The following is a 15,978-nucleotide window of genomic DNA, read 5'->3' on the forward strand; positions in this document are numbered from 1 at the left end:
CTATTCCCCTGCCTGCTTTTCCGGCAGGCCGATATCCTCCCGGAAATGATCGTTCCTGCCCGATATCCGTTCGTAGAACCCTGTGAGGCCGGGCAAGACTTGTACCCCGGCGAGCTTTGCAGCACCGATCAGCTTGCGGCTGTTCCTCGAACGCCCGCGCAAGGCGCTCATCACGTCCTCATGGACGAGATGCAGGGCACCGAATTCCGAGGAGGCAGCGACCTTCTTATCGCCGACCACTGCAAAGATCTGCGTTCGGCTGCTCTTTCCCTTGAGCGGAACAGCTCCTGCCTCCAGCAGCGCCGCTCCGCTCTGCATCCGCGCCGTGCTGTCGGAGATCAGGATATCGAAGCCGACGTCCTTGCAGCAGGATTCGAGGCGCGCCGCGACATTCACGGCGTCACCGACTGCCGAATAGTTGAAACGTGTCTTCGCGCCCATGTTGCCGACACAGGCAAGGCCTGTATGGATGCCGATGCCGATCCTCACCTGCTCAGCGCTGCCGAAACCGAAGGCATCACGGGCATTGAGCTCGGCGAGCGTCTCCCGCATGGCGAGTGCTGCCCGCAGCGCTTTTGCTGCATGATCGGAAACATCGACCGGCGCATTCCAGAACGCCATGATGGAATCGCCGATGAATTTATCGAGCGTTCCCTCGTTCCCCACGACGTGACGGCTCAGGGCATCAAGCAGCGTATTCAGGAACTGGACGACGGCGGTCGGCGTCAGCCTTTCACTGATTTCCGTGAAATTGCGCACGTCGACGAACATCATGGTGAGCTCGCGCTCGTCCCCACCAAGCTTCAGCGCGTCGGGCGTATGCTCGATCCGGTGGAGCAGCGAGGGCGAGAGGTAATGGCCGAAGGCGCGCCGCACTTCCCGCCGCTCCCTGTCTATGACGAGGATACGGAACGACGTCGCGGCAAAATGGGTGATGGAACCGCTGATAATAGGCGCCAGCGGATCAAACAGCAGACCGGCATAGAGAAAAGAAAACCACGAAGCAGCAAGCGCCATCGCGGTAATCGCCAGGCCGCAAACCAGCGCCACGGCAGGACTGACGAAGGTGGTGATGATGACGAGCAGGAAGCCGAGCACGGCAATGGAGAGGATCTCCAGCCCGTCGGCCCAGTCCGGCCGTGACAGATAGCGGCCCGAAAGGATCTGCTCGACAGTCTGCGCCTGTAGCGAAACACCCGGCACGTTTTCTCCGAGCGCGGTGGTGCGGATATCCTGCAGCCCGACCGCAGAAGTGCCGACGAATATGATGCTTCCTTCGATCTGAGCAGCGACATCGGAGGCCACGCCGCCGGTTGCAAGGACTTTTCGAGCCGAGACGTAGCGCTCTGCCCGGTTCGGCGTCACATAAAGCCAGATCTCTCCGGCAGCCGTCAGCGGAACGACGAAATCGCCAATCTTCGCCGAGGTGATGATCCCTGCCCGGTCGGGTGCGCCGGCCAGCACATAGGTCGAGGCACCCTGCGCCACCCTCAAAGCTTCGATCGCAAGATTGGGATAGAACTGTTCGCCATCGCTGAGGAACAGCGGCACCGCGCGGACCACCGATGACGGGCTGCCCGGATTGAGACTGACATGGCCAAGCCCCAAGGCATTCGCTTCCAGCCTCGGCCGGAGCGGCGTGGAAGCGTTCAGATGCGGAGGCGCCGACAGCGGACTTTCACCTGTAAAGGCAAAGCCGGCTTTTACCGGTGGCTTGTAGTTGCCCTCATTGGAAAGCCCGAAGCCGAGAACGACAGGCTTTCCTTCGATCGACTGGGCGAAGATCTCGTCATTATCAGGCAGTTGCGCGGCGAGCGATGGATCAACGCCCTCCACCTCCTGGATGACATTGCGCGGGGACATCCGGTCGGGCTCGGCAAAGATGACGTCGAAGGCGATGGCCGCCGCTCCCATGTCGGAGAGGCGCTCAACCAGCGCGGCCAGCCTGTCGCGCGGCCATGGCCACTGACCAAACTCCCGCAGGGAAGCCTCGTCGATATCAACCACTCGAACCGGCACCGCTTCGAAGCTGCGCGGCACAAGGCGCTGATACTCGTCGAAGGTAACGTCGCGGATCTGCTTCAGCACCGGTGGATCGCTTGCCCGGAACATCGTGAGCGCAGCCACAATGATCAGGCCGATCAGCACACCGATCTGCTGCAATCGCGTCATGCGTTCCCGACCTCCCCTCGGGCGGATCCAGGAGCCGTCCCGCCACAGGCAGGCTACGCCTGTTTGACACCAAAGGCCATTCGCTCACTCACAAGCTGAACAACAAAGCGGAATCCGGCTATCGGCATCGGTCAGGTTGTCGCTGAGATGCAACGGCAACACAGCGTGGAATTACTTCCAGATTTGGCCGTCGCTTTTAGCCCGACCTATACGCACCGGCCTTGCCGCGCCTGCGGCGAAATGTTCTTGTGTCTCAGGGGATTTAACAAATCGATCATTGTCGAGGGGATGAGCCATGGCAGATCCGCAAGGAGAGACCACGGCAAGAATTGCCGAAGATCCGGCTTTCAACGCGCGCAGAAGCGGCTACTGGCTGGTCGTCGTCGTGTTGGCGATGCTGGCCGGGCTGCCGCTTGCCGTCTGGCTCGATATCAGTGATCTCTCCGAAAGCGCTCTGCGCCGGCAGGCGCGGGACATGAGCTCGCTCGTCACGAGCATCCGCTCCTATTATTCGGCGAATGTCGTCGGCCGGGTGCTTGCCGCCCATCAGGCGGGCGACGTCAACGGCACCGTCGTCTCCCACAACTACGCCAATATTCCGGGCGCGATTCCGCTGCCGGCGACGCTTTCACTGGAACTCGGAGACGTTATCAAGGAGCAGCAGGCCAATATTACCTATCGCTTCCTCTCCGATCTGCCTTTCAGGAATCGTGCGCCTCACGATCTCGATAATTTCGAGAAGGCGTCGCTGACCTCCCTGCGCGCCAATTCCAGCCAGACGCTGACCGATCTGACACGCATCGGATTTACCGATACGCTGCGGCTCATCACACCCGTCATTATGGGCCAGGCCTGCGTCGCCTGTCACAATACCCACCCCGAAAGCCCGAAGAAGGACTGGAAGGTGGGCGATGTGCGCGGCATCCAGGAAGTCATTATCCGTCAGCCCTATGCGAGCAATATTCTCGCCTTCAAATATCTGCTTTGCTATTTCCTGTTCGTCGCCATTATCGGCATCAGCTTCATTGTCCTGCAGCGCCAGCAGACGCGCGTCATCCACAACGCCAACCGCGACCTGGAGGCGGCAAATGAGTTCCTCGCCAGCGTTTCGCTGAAGATTTCCCGTTACCTGTCGCCGCAGATCTACAAGGGCATCTTCAGCGGTCAGAAGGATGTGGTGGTCCACACCGAGCGCAAGCGATTGACGATCTTCTTCTCCGACATCAAGGATTTCACGGCGACGACCGAGCGCCTCCAGCCGGAAGCGCTGACGGAGATGCTGAACGAATATCTGACAGAAATGTCCACGATCGCTCTGAAGCACGGCGGCACGGTGGACAAGTTCATCGGCGACGCGATGCTGGTCTTCTTCGGCGATCCCGAAACCAGGGGGCCGGAAGAAGATGCCAAGGCTTGCCTGCGCATGGCAGTCGATATGCAGCGCAGGCTCGGCGAACTGAAGGACAGGTGGCGCAGAAACGGCACGGAAGAACCCTTCGTGGTGCGCATGGGGATCAACAGCGGCTACTGCAATGTCGGCAATTTCGGCAGCAACGACCGCATGGACTATACGATCATCGGCGCCGAAGCGAATCTGGCTGCGCGCCTGCAATCGATCGCCCAGGGCGGGGAGATCGTCATCAGCTACGAAACCTATGCGCTGGTGAAGGATATCGTCGATGCCCATCCCCTGCCGCCGATCACCATGAAGGGGATCCAGCGGGAGATCGTACCCTACGCCGTGGACGGGCTGATGCTCGGCGCCGATCACAAGAGCCGAGTTCTAAGCGAGCATTTGGCCGGTCTCGACCTGCATCTGGATATGGCGCGGCTCGAGCCTGCCGACCGGTCCCGCGTGATGGCAGCGCTGAAGGAGGCGATCGCCGCATTGGACGAAACCAAGCCCGAGACGGCGCGCTCCTAGCGCCGTGTAATCATGGGCGGTATTTTTCCGCCTACTCGCACGTGTGCCGTCTGGACTTCACTCACCCGATCTGCTATTTCGCGTAACCAATCGCAAGGCTTCGGCCGCGCGAACGTTATAGTTTTGCCCTGGGCGCTGCGCCGCCTTTCGGCATCAACCAAACCAAAGGAACGTGATTCTCGTGCAGGTACTTGTCCGCGATAACAATGTTGACCAGGCTCTCCGCGCTCTCAAGAAGAAGATGCAGCGCGAAGGCATTTTTCGCGAAATGAAGATGCGCGACTATTACGAAAAGCCGTCAGAGAAGCGTGCTCGCGAAAAGGCCGAGGCTGTTAGTCGTGTTCGCAAGCTGGCCCGCAAGCGCGCGCAGCGCGAAGGTCTGGTTGCACACTAAGGCGGTGCCGTCGTTTTTTCGACGTTTTCAGATGCATGTGTGGCGGGGGCGATAAGTTTCGCCGCCGCCTTTTTAATTTCTGCTGAAGATTACATATCCGCCTTGCTGGATATGCTGCATGGGGAAAGCGAGCCCGAATGGCTGTCATAACTTTGAATCCGTCCCGCTCGCGTTCGCAGAAATCGATCGTGTTAGCCTCGCTGGCGCTTGCCGCAGCGCTTGGCCTTGCCGGTTGTGAAACGACCAACACGTCGGACGCTGTGATCCGCATCGACAAGGCGCAGGGCTCGCAGGAGAACATCGCGTCGCTGACGGCCGTCATCAACGCCAATCCGCGCGATCCGGAAGGCTACAATGTCCGCGGTTCCGCTTATGGCCGCGGCGGCGAATTCCGCAAGGCGCTCGACGACTTCAACACCGCGCTGCAGATCAACCCGCGCTTTTTCCAAGCCTATGCCAACCGCGCGCTGGTCTACCGCAATATGGGCCAGCAGCAGCAGGCGATCGCCGATTACAACGCAGCCCTGCAGATCAATCAGAGCTATGACGTCGCCTATATCGGTCGCGGCAATGTCTACCGCATGGCTGGCCAGGACGATCAGGCCTTCAATGATTTCTCAAAAGCGATCCAGCTCGGCACGACGGATGGCCGCGCCTATCACAATCGCGGCCTGATCTATCAGAAGCGCAATCAGCAGGATAAGGCGATCGACGATTTCTCGAAGGCGATCTCGCTCTCGCCGAATTCGCCCGAGCCCTACAATGGCCGCGGCATTTCCTATATTGCTCTGAACGATAACGACAACGCCTTCGCCGACTTCAACCACGCGATCGAGCTCAACGGCAACCTCGCTGAATCATGGGCAAACCAAGCTCTCGTCTACGAGCGCCGCGGCGAGAAGGACAAGGCCATCCGCTCCTACCGCCATGCAGTCGGCCTAGATCCGAAATACCAGCCGGCCCGCGATGGGCTTGCCCGCGTCGGCGGCACCGCCGGCTGACGGATATCAGGAAGAGGTAGCGGCGATGACAGCGAAACCGCATGTGATCGTCGTCGGCGCCGGCATCGTCGGCGCCTCCATTGCCTGGCATCTCACACGCAAGGGTGCAGCAGTCACCGTCGTCGGCGAAGAACTCGGCGGTGTGGCGACACCCTGCTCCTTTGCCTGGATCAATGCGAGCTGGGGCAATCCCGAATTCTATTTCCATTTTCGCCGCAGGGCGATGGCCGAATGGAAGCGACTGGCACGGGAACTGCCCGGCTTGCCGCTTTCCTGGTGCGGTGGTCTCTGCTGGGATGCGCCGCCGGCCGATCTCGAGGCCTATGCCGAAGAGTATGGCCGTTGGGGCTATGGTATCAGCCGGCTAGGCCGTGAAGAAAGCGCGCTGCTCGAACCCGGCCTTAGCGAATATCCGGATTTCGCCCTCCATGTGGCAGAAGAAGGTGCGGTCGAGCCTGTTGCCGCTGCGCGCTTGCTGCTTGCGGACGCCGAAGCGCGCGGCGCGACGTTCGTTCATGCCACGGTCAACGGTCTGCTGCAGAGCGGCGGACAAATCGTCGGAGTTGTTACGTCAGCAGGCATGCACGAAGCCGATCATGTCGTGCTAGCTGCAGGCGCAGGCGCAGTTCCGATCGCTGCCTCGGCGGGAATCACATTGCCGCTCTCCACGCCCGCCGGCCTGATCGTGCACTCCCGTCCTGTCTCGAAACGCTTGAACGGCCTCGTCATGACACCGCGTCTGCATATGCGCCAGACGGCGGAAGGCCGTATCATCGCCGGCACGGATTTCGGTGACGGCGATCCCGGCAAAGACCATCAGGCAAGCGCTGCCGAACTCTTCGCCCGCGTCAAGGCGATGATCGCAGACAACGGCGATTTGACGTTCGATTTCTTTACTGTCGGCTATCGCCCGACACCGGCTGACGGCTTCCCCATCATCGGCAATGCAGGCCGGCCGGGTCTTTATTTCGCGGTGATGCACTCCGGTGTCACACTTGCTCCGCTTGCCGGCCTGCTTGTTGCAGACGAGCTTCTGTCAGGCAAGACTGACGAAAGCCTCATGCCCTTTCGGCTGCAGCGCTTCACCGACAGAAAATAGTCGAAAAAAATCGACGATTTTACACCTGACTATTTTAGTAGGTTGCAACCATATGCCTCGCCCCCTAACATGATCCTGCTTTGATAGCGGGCTATTGGGCGGTATGAATGTGAGGGGCGTTTACGAGCGATGCGGATTCTTGCTTTCGTAAGACCCTGCGAAACCGAGCTTCCTCTGCATCCAGCCCCGGCAGACCGGGGGCGGCATCGATGAAGTTTGCCGCCCGTCTTTTCCCGAAAGCTTCGATCGGAACGTATCTCGTCGCTATGGCCGTGGCGATTGCGCTACCGATCTTCGCCTTCGTTGCCCTTCTTCTCATGCAGTTGGAAGACAATCAGCGATCCACGCTCAAGCGCGAAACCGCGCAGGATGCGCTGGCCCTGTCACGCACCATCGATCGCCAGCTTCAGGATATGGCGACGACATTGCGGCTGCTGTCCTCCTCTCCCGAACTGGAGAGCGGCGACTATGAGTCTTTCTACAATCGTACGGAAACAGCACTGCGCGGCGATACGCTCTATGTGATCGCCGTCGACAGGACCGGGCAGCAATTTCTGAATACCCGTCGCGCCTTCGGCACGTCGCTCGGCAAGACGACGAACATCGCGGCTCTCGAGGCCGCCATGAAATCCGGCCGTATCGAAGCCTCCGACGTCTTCATGGGCGCAACGAGCGGCATGTGGGTCTACAACGTCACCCTGCCGCGTGACGAGGGTCCCGTCGCCGCATTGATCATCACGCAGAATGCCAACGACCTCGCAAAACTCGTCACGACCGAGGGCCTTGCCTCCGGCTGGTCGGCAGCGGTGATCGATCAGGGTGGTCACGTGGTAGCCAGCCGTGGCCCGGCCAACCTGCAGCCGGGCGAACCCTTCGACCCGCGCATTCTGCCCTCGCTCGTCGCTTCCAGCGGCGTTTTCGAAGACAGCGAGATTCTCCCGCATGCCCTGTTGGGCTATGCGCAGATTCCCGGCTGGTCCTGGAAGACCGTGGTGTGGGGGCCGATCGCCACCGCCCAGGCACCGATCCTCAGCACCTGGCGCTTCCTGCTGATCGGCGGGCTCGTGCTGTTTCTCGTTGCCGTACTCGCAACCTATGCCGTTGCCAGGCAGGTCCGCTCGACGATCCGCGAGATCGCCGACATGGCAAACCGGCTCGGCGACGGCCATATCGTCTCGCCGGTCGAAACCAGCGTCATCGAGGCCAACCAGGTGGCTATTGCGCTTTCGAACGCCTCTTTCGACCGGAGCCAGAGCGAAGACCGGCTGCGCTTCGTCATGCACGAACTTGTCCACCGGACCAAGAACCTGCTGACGCTTGTTCTCGCCATGATGCGCCAACTCTCCAAGCAGGCCGACAGCGTCGAGACATTCCGGCTAGCCGTCGCCCATCGCCTTGAAGGGCTCGTGCGCTCGATCGAGCTTTTGACTGGCGAACAGTGGTCCGGTGTCTCGCTGCATCGCGTCATCGACATCCACCTGCAGGCTTTCCCGCAAGCCCGCGAGCAGGTCGAAATCGAGGGCATGGATTTCATCCTCAAACCCGATGCCGTGCAGAATCTCGGCTTGGCGCTCCACGAGCTCGCCACCAATTCGGTGAAGTATGGCGCACTATCGATGCCGCAGGGCCGCGTGCGTTTCGATTGGCAGCCAGTGGAAGACAACATGCTGCGTTTCAGCTGGACTGAGAGCAACGGTCCGCCGGTCAAACCGCCGGCGCGCACCGGCTTCGGCACCACCGTCATCAAGGCTCATGCCGCCTCCGCTTTCCGGGGCAAGGTCGATATTGACTTCCGCCCCGAAGGTCTCGTCTGGATCCTTACAGCCCAGCGTCGGATGATGGAGCGCGAGTAGCGCAACCGGAACAATCACCGCAACCATCCGTTTCGAACAGGTCATTCAAAAGGAAAAAGACCATGTTCAAGCAAACCATGATTGCCGCGGCAGTCGTTTCGGCCGCAGCCTGCGCCGGTTCGGCTGCAGCAGCGGACTATATGTCGCTTGGCCGGCTCGTCTGCGGATCGGATGGCGGCCAGGGGCTGATCGTCACTTCCGAAAAGAACCTGATCTGCACCTATACGCCGGCTTCCGGCGGCCCCAAGGCGGTGTATGCCGGCAAGATCGAGAAATTCGGTATCGACATCGGCCAGACCGGCAAGAGTGTGATGATCTGGCAGGTGCTTGCCAAGACTGGCACCAATATGCCTGACTTCGCACTCGCCGGGGAATATTACGGCATCGGCGCAGATGCCAGCCTTGGTGCCGGCGGAGGTGCCAAGGTCATTGCCGGCGGCACCGACAAGGCCTTCATGCTGCAGCCGCTGAATCTGCAGGCCCAGGAGGGTCTTAACCTGGCAATCGGCGTCGAGAAGATGACGCTGGTGCCAGGCGAGATTTGACCGCTGTCGAGGATAAATGAAAAGCCCGCTGAAGCGGGCTTTTCGATCAATGGGCGATCGCCTTGTTTATTTCCTCGGTGACCTTCTTGGCGTCCCCAAGCAGCATCATCGTGCCGTCCTTGTAGAACAGCGTATTGTCGATACCGGCGTAACCGGAGCCGAGCGAGCGCTTGACGAACAAGCAGGTCTTGGCCTTGTCAACGTCGAGGATCGGCATGCCGTAGATCGGCGAAGTCTTGTCGTCGCGCGCCGCCGGGTTGGTGACATCGTTGGCGCCGATGACATAGGCCACATCGGCTTGGGCGAATTCCGAGTTGATGTCCTCGAGTTCGAAGACCTCGTCATAGGGCACGTTAGCCTCGGCAAGCAGCACGTTCATATGGCCGGGCATGCGGCCGGCGACCGGATGGATCGCGTATTTCACCTCGACGCCGTTCTTCTTGAGATTATCGGCGAGCTCGCGCAGCGCATGCTGGGCCTGGGCGACCGCCATGCCGTATCCCGGCACGATGATGACCTTCGAGGCATTCGCCATCAGATAGGCCGCGTCTTCGGCTGAACCGAGCTTCACCGTCTTGTCGGAATTGTCGGCGGCGCCAGCCGATGCCTCGCCGCCAAAACCGCCAAGAATGACAGAGATGAAGGAGCGATTCATACCCTTGCACATGATGTAGGAGAGGATCGCGCCTGAGGAACCGACCAGCGCGCCGGTGATGATCAGCGCCAGATTGCCAAGGGTGAAGCCGATGCCCGCCGCAGCCCAGCCCGAATAGGAGTTCAGCATCGAGACGACGACAGGCATATCGGCGCCGCCGATCGGCACGATCAGCAGGATGCCGAGTAACAACGAGAGCGCAACGACCGCCCAGAAATCCAGGTGGCTTTCAGTCACCGCCAGCCCGATGATGAAGAGCACGATCAGCACCAGCAGGGTTGCATTGATCACATGCCGGTAAGGCAGCAGGATCGGCTTGCCGGACATGCGCCCGTCGAGCTTCAGGAAGGCGATAATCGAACCGGTGAAGGTCAGCGCCCCGATCGCCACGCCGAGCGCCATCTCGATGCGTGCTTCGGTTTGGATCTGGCCGATCTCGCCGATGCCGAAGGAGGCGGGCGTATAGAGCGCGGAAGCCGCCACCAGCACGGCGGCAAGGCCGACCAGCGAATGGAAGCCGGCGACGAGTTGCGGCATCGAGGTCATCGGGATGGTTCGGGCAACATAGGCGCCGACGCTGCCGCCGATGGCAAGGCCGAGGATGATCAACACGAAGCCCCCAAAATTGGGCGTCGCCAGCACCAGCGTCGTGAGGATCGCAATCCCCATGCCGACCATGCCGTAGAGATTGCCTTTGCGGCTGGTGGCCGGATGCGAGAGCCCGCGCAGCGCCAGAACGAAAAGGACGCCGGAGACGAGATAGAGGAAGGCTGCAATATTGGTCATCGGCCCCTCACTTGTCCTTCTTGCGGTACATCGCCAGCATGCGCTGCGTGACGAGGAAGCCGCCGAAGATATTGACCGAGACGAGCACCAGCGCCACGAAACCGAAGCCGGTCGCAAGCCCGCTGGTCGAAATGCCGACGGCGAGCAGTGCACCGACGACGATGACCGAGGAGATCGCGTTGGTCACCGCCATCAGCGGCGTGTGCAGCGCCGGCGTCACCGACCAGACGACGTAATAGCCGACGAAGATCGACAAGACGAAGATCGCCAGCTGGAAGACGAAGGGATCGATCGCGCCGCCGGTTGCCGCACTTGCCGCTTCCGGAGCGTGGGCAGCTGCGGTGGCGACGGCGGTCACGGCGTCGTTCAGCTGTTGCAGCGCCTTGTCCATTGCTTCACTGGCCATCAGTTATCCCCCTTCTTGGCGCCGCCGAATGCCGGATGCACGACATCCCCCGCATAGGTCAGCATCGTCGCCTTGATGAGCTCGTCCTCGAGGTTGAGCACGACCGATTTCGTTTCCTTGTTCACCATCGTCTCGAGGAAGGTGACAAGGTTCTTGGCGTAAAGCGCTGAGGCGCTGGCCGCCACGCGGCCCGCCATGTTCGAGAAGCCGATCACCTTCACGCCTTCAACATCGGCGACCTGTCCTGCAGCCACACCCTCAATATTGCCGCCACGCTCGACTGCGAGATCGACAGCGACCGCACCAGGCTTCATCGAGGCCAGCATGGCGCGCGAGACAAGCCGCGGCGCTGGACGGCCGGGAATGAGTGCAGTCGTAATGACGATATCCTGCTTGGCGATGTGTTCGGCCACGAGTGCGGCCTGCTTCGCCTGATAGTCGGCCGACATTTCCTTGGCATAACCGCCTGCCGTTTCCGCCGCCTTGAACTCCTCGTCCTCGACGGCGATGAACTTGGCGCCGAGCGAGGCGACCTGCTCCTTGGCGGCCGGGCGAACGTCGGTTGCCGAGACCGCAGCACCGAGGCGCCGCGCCGTCGCGATCGCCTGCAGACCGGCGACGCCCGCCCCCATGACGAAGACCTTGGCGGCCAGCACGGTGCCGGCTGCCGTCATCATCATCGGCATGGCCCGGTCATAGACCGCCGCCGCCTCGATGACGGCCTGGTAGCCTGCGAGATTGGCCTGCGATGAAAGCACATCCATCGACTGCGCACGGGTGATGCGCGGCATCAGCTCCATGGCGAAAGCCGAAAGCCCGGCACTTGCCATCGCGGCGATCGCCTCGTCATTGCCGTAGGGATCCATGATGGCGATGACGACGGAACCGGTCTTATAGCCGGGAATCTCGCGTTCGCTCGGGCGGCGGACCTTCAGGATCACGTCGGCGGACGCTGCATCTGCGAAAGTGCCGATTGAGGCACCCACGGCCTCGAATTCACTGTCCGGAATACGAGAAAGCATTCCGGCGCCCGCTTCGACGATGACATCGAAGCCGAACGACTTCATCTTTTTCACGGCTTCGACAGACGCGGCAACGCGCGTCTCCCCATCCGTGATTTCCTTTGCTACGAAAACGATATTGGCCAACCGCCCCCTCCTCCGGGTCAGCTGGGCCGTGGCAGGCCGCTTGCCTGCACGGGCCAAGCATCTACATCACAAAGTTAGGAAGACCTTGTCTTCCTGCAGGCCGCGCTTAGCGGAGCAGAAAGATGCCGGCGACGAGAATGATGAGGAAGACGAGGATGCCGCCGAGGAAACCGGCGCCGCCGAAGAAACCGGCAGTCATGGCAAGCATCAGGGCGATCAGAATCATCGTGCCGTATTTCGTGCCGGCAATGAACATGTTGTAGGTCTTCTCATGTTCCTTGTAGTCCATCGGCGCGCCGGTCTCGACCGGTCCGGTATGATGTTCGGCCATGAATATCGTCTCCCTGAAATGCCTTAACGCTGCCTGATTCCCTCGCCTCAGCGAGGCAAATCCCCACCCGCAGGGATTACACAATGACGGGCGAAAGCGCAATGCATGAGAATGCCGCAGGAGTGCCTCGCAGTGACCTCATCCGGACGAAAAGACGACGTCAGCCGCCGGATGAAAGGAGGTCCCGCGACAGATGCGGTTTCGACTGTCGCCACCCCCATCTGCCCCAGCGGGCGTCGTCTCTCTATCGCGGAGAAAGGGAAATCACAGCGGCAAATCGGTGCCAAGTTCGCCTGGCGGCACAAAACGCGCCGTCGGAATGATGGTGAGCGGCGGCAGCGTGTCGTTCGGATTGCGCGAAAACATCATGCGCTGCTCGCTGGCGCCGGAGATAAAGAAGGGGTAACGCGTCAACAGCTTGCGCCCGACCTCGATCACATTCGTCGCCATCAGCGTCACGTCAACCCCGTAACTCTGCGCCAGTCGACCGGGCACAATGGTATCGGCATAGAAGACCCGCTTGTAGAAGGCGGCATGCGGGGGCCGGACGGACTGAATAACGCGGTCAGCCCGGAAATACGCTGCCGCAACGATGGCGGGTCTCAGCGTCAGATAGGGAACCCATGGCATGTTGGCGGTGATCTCCGGATCGGCCGCAAAACGCGCCGGGTCGATCAAGGTCAGCCCGGCGTCCAAAAGCTCATCCATCGCCTCGGGAAAAGCCTCGCCGGACCGGCTGATACGATGCTCCGGCGTCACATAGTGAATTCGGATCGTACTGACCAGTTCACCATAATAGTACAGACCGAAAATATAGGCATGGCTGTCGAAATCGACATCGTCCAATAGGCCTTCCGGGGCAAGCGACAGCGCGCCGTGGGCCTTGTAGGCCTTGTAGCGCAGCCGCTCCACCTCCTCCATGTCTTCGCTGCTTTCGACACGGCGATATTCGACATGATCCAGAATTTCCAGGATTTTACTGCTGAAATCGCCACGCGTAAAAAGTGTATCTGACATTTTTTCGATCCGCTCGTTAACGGATCATTAATCATACGCCGCCGATTTATAGGCAAGAAAATCTGAGAATTTGCGTTAAATTTAAATTATTAAGGTTAACGGCGCGCAAGATTTTCGGCTGGATAACAAGTCGCTTGCAGACGGCTCAGGCGACCTTGGTGCGACGGCGCTGGACGGTGCGGCGGCCGATACCCTCTTGCAGCAGCGTGATGTTCTGGGAAGGCACCGGCTGCGAGAAAACATAGCCCTGCACGAGATCGGCGCTGCGGTGCTTGTTGAGCAGCGCCAGTTGCTCCTCGGTCTCCACACCTTCGATCACGATCTTCAAACCCAGTTCGCGGGCGAGATTGACCGTGCCGCGCAAGAGCTTGAGGCGGCGCGCGTCCTCGGCGATGTTGCGCACGAAGGAGCGGTCGATCTTGACGATATCGAGCGGCAGCGTGTCGAGATAACTGAGGCTGGAGAAGCCGGTGCCGAAATCGTCGATGGCGATGGTGATGCCGCGGGACCTGAGTTCCGCCAGGATGGCGCGCACCGCCGCCGGTTCGTCGATCAGGCAGCTCTCGGTAACCTCGAGATGCAGCCGCGCCGCGGCGAGGCCGGAACGGGCAAGCGCATCGGCGACGACTGAAAGGATGTCAGCATCGCGCAGATCCCGTGCCGAAAGGTTGACCGAAACGGCGATATGTTCCGGCCAGGTCATGCATTCGCTGCAGGCCTTGAACAGCACGAAACGAGTGATGTCGGAGATGATGCCCATATCCTCGGCGAGCCGGATGAAGACGTCGGGTGGGATCGAGCCCCTCTCCGGATGCACCCAGCGCGCCAAGGCTTCGGCACATTCGATCCGCGAGCCGTCGGCCCGGAACATCGGCTGGAAGACGAGATGCAGCGCCTGCGCCGAGACCGCGTCGCGGAGATCCGCCTTCAGCTTCTGCTGCTCGATATAGCGGCCGTCCATTTCCCGCTCAAAGCCTGAGATGCCACCCTTGAAACGCGACTTGCTTTCGAACAGGGCAAGGTCCGCCTTGACGCTCCATTCGTCCATGGCGAACGAATCGCTTTCGAGGATCGCGTAGCCGGCGCTGAGCGAAACGAGAAAGGTTATTTCGTCGACCTCGTAGTGGCCCTGGATCGCGGCGTGAACGCGGCGGATTTCGCGGTCGAGCGAGGCCTGCTCCTTCGCACGCGGGAAGAACAAGATGAACTGATCTCCCATGAGCCGACCGAGAATGGCATTTCCGGAGGCCTGCTTGATGCGGGCGGTGATGGCGCAGAGCAGATGGTCGCCGGTGACATGACCGCGCATGTCGTTGACATGTTTGAACTCGTCGATATCGAGCACCATGAAGCCGAGCGGCCCGTTCTTCTTCGGATATTTGGCAAAATACTCCTGCACCAGCTGGCCGAAATATTCCCGGTTGGGCAGGCCGGTCAGCGCGTCGAAGCGCACCATATGCAGGATCTTCTGCTCCGCCTTCACCCGGCTCGACACGTCCTCGAAGATCAACACGGCGCCGCCATCGGCCCTGCGGCTGGCAGAGAATTCCAGTGACAGGCTCTCGGGAAAATGAATGAGCGTGCGCGACAGGCTGCCCTCGGCGACCTGGGTGAGCTGGCGCAGGATGAGCTCCGGCTGCGAGGCATCCATGAAGCTGTAGCGCGCGCCGTAGCGCAGCACGGTGCCGAGATCGCGGTCCTTCAGCCGGTCCGGCGCACCGATCTTCAGAAGCTCGCAGGCCTTGCGATTGACCACCTGGATCCGGTTTTCGGCATCGACCATGACGAGGCCGTGCGGCATGTTGTTTAGCGCCGTATCGAAACGGTCGGCAATGATGGTGATTTCACGGCGCGCAATCACGTTCTCATAGAGAAACTCGCGCACGCCATTCGCCATGGCCCGGGTCGTCAGCCAGAAAGGAATGAGGAAGATCGAAAGCAAGCCACGATAGAAATCCAGCGCTAGTAGGCTGCAGACGATCATCGGCAGGCAGCAGAAGAGCGTCTGGAGGTCGACTGCGAAGCGCGAGCCGTAGTTGCGGCCGACGACGGAAACCATGGTCGCCATGGTGACGGAAATGCAGGCAAGCTCCGCAAAGGAATCATGCACGACGAAGATGGCGTAGCCACTGGCGATGCCGAGGAGCGCGGTGGTGCAGGCTCCGCTGCCAACGAGAATCCGCTCCCAACGCTCGATTCCGGCGTGCGACAGGCTCTGCTTGTCGACACGATCGAACTGCCGGAAGATAACCATGCGAGCGCTGAAGACCAGAAGGAAGGCGACCGACAGCAGGATGTAGATGGAGTGCTGCGTCTTGGCAGCCACGGCAAGGCATGTCGCAACATGCACAATCACGCCAACGATAAGCGTCATGCGGTTCCCGGACAGGGAACTCACAAACGACAGATACACATCCTTAGGGACCCTGTTCGGGTTATGTGGCTTCATCCATACTTTCCCTGTGCGCGGGAAATGTAAACGGAACCCTTTAAAAATTGATTTCAAACGGTTCAAACATTTGGTCAATTTTTCTAAAACTATAGGATGAAGGGTACACTCAATACGGGATAATACAGCTTTCTCGCGAGGTTTTTGAAAAAATATCCGCCTCTGAGTTGCCTTTATTTTCCACGGGATCGCAGTCTT

General features: G+C 60.4%; 13 protein-coding genes. 6 read left to right on the forward strand and 7 right to left on the reverse strand.

Annotated elements, in window-relative coordinates; genetic code table 11:
- Nucleotides 1–2,172: a CHASE2 domain-containing protein gene (locus AC1DNW_RS01175; protein ID WP_477851761.1), complete on the reverse strand. Its 2,172-nt coding sequence runs from the start codon at nucleotides 2,170–2,172 to the stop codon at nucleotides 1–3.
- A 295-nt stretch (nucleotides 2,173–2,467) separates the two neighbouring features.
- Here AC1DNW_RS01175 and AC1DNW_RS01180 point away from each other — a divergent pair, with 295 nt between their 5' ends.
- The 6 genes from AC1DNW_RS01180 to AC1DNW_RS01205 all read left to right on the forward strand — a co-directional run bounded on the left by AC1DNW_RS01180 (nucleotide 2,468) and on the right by AC1DNW_RS01205 (nucleotide 8,988).
- On the forward strand, nucleotides 2,468–4,096 hold the full coding sequence (locus AC1DNW_RS01180) for an adenylate/guanylate cyclase domain-containing protein (RefSeq protein ID WP_113310341.1): 1,629 nt from the start codon (nucleotides 2,468–2,470) through the stop codon (nucleotides 4,094–4,096).
- 181 nt (nucleotides 4,097–4,277) lie between these two features.
- Nucleotides 4,278–4,490, forward strand: a complete 213-nt coding sequence (gene rpsU / locus AC1DNW_RS01185; protein WP_113296127.1) for a 30S ribosomal protein S21 — start codon at nucleotides 4,278–4,280, stop codon at nucleotides 4,488–4,490.
- A 137-nt stretch (nucleotides 4,491–4,627) separates the two neighbouring features.
- A complete protein-coding gene (locus AC1DNW_RS01190; RefSeq protein WP_113310342.1) occupies nucleotides 4,628–5,491 on the forward strand; it encodes a tetratricopeptide repeat protein in 864 nt (287 codons plus the stop codon).
- 25 nt (nucleotides 5,492–5,516) lie between these two features.
- The gene (locus tag AC1DNW_RS01195) at nucleotides 5,517–6,590 is read left to right on the forward strand and encodes an FAD-dependent oxidoreductase (RefSeq protein WP_113310406.1); all 1,074 of its coding nucleotides are present in this window, start codon (nucleotides 5,517–5,519) and stop codon (nucleotides 6,588–6,590) included.
- A 209-nt stretch (nucleotides 6,591–6,799) separates the two neighbouring features.
- A complete protein-coding gene (locus AC1DNW_RS01200) occupies nucleotides 6,800–8,443 on the forward strand; it encodes a sensor histidine kinase (RefSeq protein ID WP_113310343.1) in 1,644 nt (547 codons plus the stop codon).
- A 62-nt stretch (nucleotides 8,444–8,505) separates the two neighbouring features.
- On the forward strand, nucleotides 8,506–8,988 hold the full coding sequence (locus tag AC1DNW_RS01205; protein ID WP_113310344.1) for a DUF992 domain-containing protein: 483 nt from the start codon (nucleotides 8,506–8,508) through the stop codon (nucleotides 8,986–8,988).
- Nucleotides 8,989–9,034: 46 nt separating this feature from the next.
- Here AC1DNW_RS01205 and AC1DNW_RS01210 read toward each other — a convergent pair whose 3' ends face one another.
- The 6 genes from AC1DNW_RS01210 to AC1DNW_RS01235 all read right to left on the reverse strand — a co-directional run bounded on the left by AC1DNW_RS01210 (nucleotide 9,035) and on the right by AC1DNW_RS01235 (nucleotide 15,780).
- A complete protein-coding gene (locus AC1DNW_RS01210) occupies nucleotides 9,035–10,429 on the reverse strand; it encodes an NAD(P)(+) transhydrogenase (Re/Si-specific) subunit beta (RefSeq protein WP_113310345.1) in 1,395 nt (464 codons plus the stop codon).
- 7 nt (nucleotides 10,430–10,436) lie between these two features.
- Complete coding sequence (locus AC1DNW_RS01215) at nucleotides 10,437–10,835, reverse strand: proton-translocating transhydrogenase family protein (RefSeq protein ID WP_113296020.1); 399 nt, start codon at nucleotides 10,833–10,835, stop codon at nucleotides 10,437–10,439.
- Entirely contained in the window at nucleotides 10,835–11,983 is a 1,149-nt protein-coding gene (locus AC1DNW_RS01220) for a Re/Si-specific NAD(P)(+) transhydrogenase subunit alpha (protein ID WP_113310346.1), read from the reverse strand. Before AC1DNW_RS01220 ends, AC1DNW_RS01215 begins: the two co-directional genes overlap by 1 nt.
- Before the next feature lie 106 nt (nucleotides 11,984–12,089).
- Complete coding sequence (locus tag AC1DNW_RS01225) at nucleotides 12,090–12,314, reverse strand: aa3-type cytochrome c oxidase subunit IV (RefSeq protein ID WP_113296018.1); 225 nt, start codon at nucleotides 12,312–12,314, stop codon at nucleotides 12,090–12,092.
- Between the two features lie 264 nt (nucleotides 12,315–12,578).
- Entirely contained in the window at nucleotides 12,579–13,331 is a 753-nt protein-coding gene (locus tag AC1DNW_RS01230) for an N-acyl amino acid synthase FeeM domain-containing protein (RefSeq protein WP_113296017.1), read from the reverse strand.
- Nucleotides 13,332–13,476: 145 nt separating this feature from the next.
- On the reverse strand, nucleotides 13,477–15,780 hold the full coding sequence (locus AC1DNW_RS01235) for an EAL domain-containing protein (protein WP_113296016.1): 2,304 nt from the start codon (nucleotides 15,778–15,780) through the stop codon (nucleotides 13,477–13,479).
- Nucleotides 15,781–15,978: the final 198 nt, after the last annotated feature.

It is taken from the genome of Rhizobium sp. 05L429 (assembly GCF_056397645.1).